This window comes from Streptomyces phytophilus, assembly GCF_013870535.1.
Lineage (GTDB): Bacteria > Actinomycetota > Actinomycetes > Streptomycetales > Streptomycetaceae > Streptomyces > Streptomyces phytophilus.
This window is the reverse complement of the sequence record NZ_JACBXC010001075.1, coordinates 1-2,119: the sequence shown is the minus strand read 5'-3', so window position 1 is coordinate 2,119 and position 2,119 is coordinate 1. Positions and strand designations below refer to the sequence as shown.

Below are 2,119 nucleotides of genomic sequence, written 5' to 3'. Positions count from 1 at the left end.
CGGGCCGCCGACGCGGAGCGGAAGAGTCCGGCCAGCGCGAGCCCGAAGCCGACGCCCATCAGCATCGACACGAGGTACGCGGGTGTCGGCAGCGGGTCCGCCCCGATGAAGAACGGGACGAAAGTGACGAACGTGCCGAGTGCGCCGACGAGGAAGACGATCGCTCCGGCGCGTACGAGCAGATCCCCGGGGCGGGAGGTTCCGGTGTTCACGCCACCAGGGTAGGGGGCGCGCCCGGCGGTGCGGGATATGCGCTGAGGAAGCACCCGGCGACATCTTGTCACCACGCGGGGGACCATTAGCCTTGAGGTGGCGGGTCACTGGACCCGCTCTCCTGCTCTTTCGGCAGCGAGCACGAAAACGAAGACAGGGCGACGACACGTGCCTACCGGCAAAGTCAAGTGGTTCAACAGCGAGAAGGGCTTCGGCTTCCTCTCCCGCGACGACGGCGGTGACGTCTTCGTGCACTCGTCGGTGCTGCCGGACGGGGTGGAGACGCTCCGGCCGGGTCAGCGCGTCGAGTTCGGCGTGGTGGCCGGGCAGCGCGGCGACCAGGCGCTGTCCGTGACGCTGCTGGACCCCACCCCGTCGGTCGCGGCCGCGCAGCGGCGCAAGCCGGACGAGCTGGCGTCGATCGTGCAGGATCTGACGACGCTGCTGGAGAGCGTGACGCAGCAGCTCGAACGCGGCCGGTACCCGGACAAGGCACACGGCCGCAAGATCGCCGGGATGCTCCGGGCCGTCGCCGACCAACTGGACGTCTGAGGGGGCGCGGGCAGGAGGTACGGGCACGTCGGCGGCCGGACCGCCCGTGGCGGCCACGGCCGTTACGGGATCCGCCGTTACGGGATCCGCCGCCACGGAAGCGGCGGTTACGGGAGCCGCCGTTACGGGAGCGCCAGCGCGTCCGGGGTGACGGCCGGCACCAGGCCCTCCGCCGCCGCCCGGGTGAGCAGGCCGCGCACGGCCGCGTAGCCGTCCTCGCCGAGGTCGGCGGTGAACTCGTTGACGTACAGCCCGATGTGCTGGTCCGCCACCGCGGGGTCCATCTCCTGCGCGTGCGCCATGACGTACGCCCGCGACGCCTCGGGGTCCTCCCACGCCATCCGCACCGAGGCGCGGGTCGCGGCGGCGAGCGCGTGCAGCGTCCCGGCGCCGAGGTCGCGGCGGGCGACGATGGCGCCGAGGGGGATGGGCAGGCCCGTGGTGGCCTCCCAGTGCTCGCCCATGTCGGCCAGGCAGTGCAGGCCGTAGCCCTGGTAGGTGAAGCGGGCCTCGTGGATGACGAGCCCGGCGTCGACCTTGCCGTCGCGGACGGCCGGCATGATCTCGTGGAACGGCATGACGACGACCTCGCCGACGCCGCCCGGCACTTCGGCCGCGGCCCAGAGCCGGAAGAGCAGGTAGGCGGTCGACCGCTCGCTGGGCACGGCGACGGTGCGCCCGGCGAGGTCGCCGGGGCGCTGCGGCCCGGCGGTCAGCACCAGCGGCCCGCAGGCCCGGCCGAGGGCGCCGCCGCAGGGGAGGAGCGCGTAGCGGTCGAGGACGTAGGGGAGGGCGGCGTACGAGATCTTGAGCACGTCCAGCTCGCCGCGTTCCGCCATGCCGTTGGTGAGGTGGATGTCGGCGAACGTGACGTCGAGGGGCGGGGCGCCGGGGACGAGGCCGTGGGCCCAGGCGTGGAAGACGAAGGTGTCGTTGGGGCAGGGCGAGTAGGCGATCCGGAGCGGGTCCGAGGGGGTGCTCGGAGTGCTCGGGGAGGTCGGCGAGATCATCGGGACTCCTCTCCGTCGGGTGGTGGGTTGCGTCCCGGGGCGGTAGCGGGTCGGGTCGGGAGACGGGGCGGACGGGGCTGCGGCGGCGCTGGCCGTACGCGTACGGCGGCGGGCCGGTGCTGTCAGAGGGGCGGCCTACCCTTGGGCGGGTGTGCGGGTGAGGTGGGTGGGGGAGCGACGGTGCGGGGGGCGGTGTCGGCGTGCGTACCCGTGACGGCGCCCGTATTCGTGACGGCGTCCGTACCCGTGACGGCGTCCGTACCCGTGGCGAGGTCGGGGAGGGCCGCGAGGGCGGGGAGGGTCGCGAAGGCGGCCGTCAGGGCGGTGAGCGCCGCCGGGATGCG

3 protein-coding genes and 1 pseudogene are annotated in these 2,119 nt (G+C 73.7%); 1 reads left to right on the top strand and 3 read right to left on the bottom strand.

From position 1 onward, the window contains the following. Positions 1 to 212, bottom strand: a 212-nt coding sequence (locus H5J30_RS29205; RefSeq protein WP_181790275.1) for a hypothetical protein, incomplete at its 3' end; no start/stop codon positions are given. Between the two features lie 169 nt (positions 213 to 381). On the opposite strand from H5J30_RS29205, the gene H5J30_RS37550 reads away from it, so the two are divergent. After that, a complete protein-coding gene (locus tag H5J30_RS37550; protein ID WP_018836124.1) occupies positions 382 to 765 on the top strand; it encodes a cold-shock protein in 384 nt (127 codons plus the stop codon). Between the two features lie 122 nt (positions 766 to 887). Here the strand turns inward: H5J30_RS37550 and H5J30_RS29195 are convergent, their stop codons facing one another. Both H5J30_RS29195 and H5J30_RS29190 read right to left on the bottom strand, forming a co-directional pair. Further along, positions 888 to 1,775: a 1,4-dihydroxy-6-naphtoate synthase gene (locus tag H5J30_RS29195; RefSeq protein WP_181790274.1), complete on the bottom strand. Its 888-nt coding sequence runs from the start codon at positions 1,773 to 1,775 to the stop codon at positions 888 to 890. Positions 1,776 to 1,897: 122 nt separating this feature from the next. After that, positions 1,898 to 2,119 (bottom strand): annotated as a pseudogene (locus H5J30_RS29190) (futalosine hydrolase); the annotation flags it as partial.

Coding starts and splice junctions, on each gene's coding strand:
- H5J30_RS29195 (WP_181790274.1), bottom strand. CDS start 1,775: ATGATCTCGCCGACCTCCCCGAGCACTCCGAGCACCCCCTCGGACCCG.